Origin of the sequence: Geobacillus sp. DSP4a, from assembly GCF_013096875.1 — a bacterium.
Taxonomy (GTDB): domain Bacteria; phylum Bacillota; class Bacilli; order Bacillales; family Anoxybacillaceae; genus Geobacillus; species Geobacillus thermophilus.
In genome coordinates, this window is record NZ_SDLD01000129.1 from 1 (window position 1) to 1,141 (window position 1,141).

At 50.7% G+C, this 1,141-nt stretch carries 2 protein-coding genes; both read left to right on the forward strand.

Annotation, left to right across the window (positions count from 1 at the left end):
* Positions 1-118 precede the first annotated feature (118 nt).
* Positions 119-664: a DUF6431 domain-containing protein gene (locus tag ETC02_RS17910; protein ID WP_371810221.1), complete on the forward strand. Its 546-nt coding sequence runs from the start codon at positions 119-121 to the stop codon at positions 662-664.
* 152 nt (positions 665-816) lie between these two features.
* The coding region (locus ETC02_RS16615; protein WP_171698446.1) for a helix-turn-helix domain-containing protein at positions 817-1,141 on the forward strand (325 nt) is incomplete at its 3' end.

Below are 1,141 nucleotides of genomic sequence, written 5' to 3' on the forward strand. Positions count from 1 at the left end.
CATTTTTTTGCACATTCCTTCAGAAAGCCCTCTCCCCTTTTCTGAAAGAATGTGCTAAATTTTTTGTGAATTATTTCGGAAGAGAAAATCCATCGGTTCATAGGAGGGGGAGGAGGACGTGATTCAATTTCATGACTTTGGCATTGACGTCCAAACGTATGCAGAGCGTGGAAAAGAAAACGACTTCCCTCTTCTGAAAAAGTGTCCGCATTGCCGGGCCAAGCGCCCGTTGCACCGCCACGGTTACGATGAGCGAAACGCATTGACCCCACATGGTGATGATCGCATTTGGATTGTCCGGTATCGCTGTCGGGAATGCTTGAAGACGGTGAGTGTGCTGCCTTCCTTTCTCCTCCCGTATTTTCAGTATACGTTGTCCGCCATATGGCAAGTCGTGAAAGAGCAGTTGGGATTGACCGAGGGGACGAACCGGGCTCCGTTCCTCCTGACAAAGGACGGCATCATCTTTTATGTCCGACGGTTCTACCGAAACCTATCAAGCCTTCATAGCTTTTTTGCGAGGCGGTGGAGGATCATAGGCCCTATCGTGAAAAAAGAAAAGGAACGGGCTTCCTGGTGGATCCGGACGTTGGAGAAACACGGTCTTGATTCGGCCATCAGAGAGATGTGGGAGGGCGGATTCCGACACCCTTTTGCGAATTAAATGGGATCCTGATTTTACATACATACCCTAAATTGGAAATAGTTTCGGTTCCCACAAACCTTTCCTATCGACGGAGAAAAAGCAATTCGGTACGATAAGGGCAGGAGGACCGGAACGGTCCTGATTCCAAGTGAGACCAGGAGGAGATTCGAATGGATGAGTCGATGAGACACGACATTGCCCTGTTTCGGTACGGGCTAATCGCTCCGTTGGTGAATGGGCAGGTGGAACCGAAGACGTATCTGAAAGAGGTGAGCGAGCGAGTGCACCATGTTCCCCACCAGGGCGACAAACGAATCGCAGCCAAGACGATCCTCGATTGGTGCACCCGATACAAAAAAGGGGGCTTTGACGCCTTAAAGCCGAAGCGCCGTTCGGACCGCGGCCACTCAAGGCGTCTGTCGCCCGATGATGAGGATCATATTTTAGCCCTAAGAAAAGAACATCCCACCATGCCCGTGACGGTGTTCTACGAAC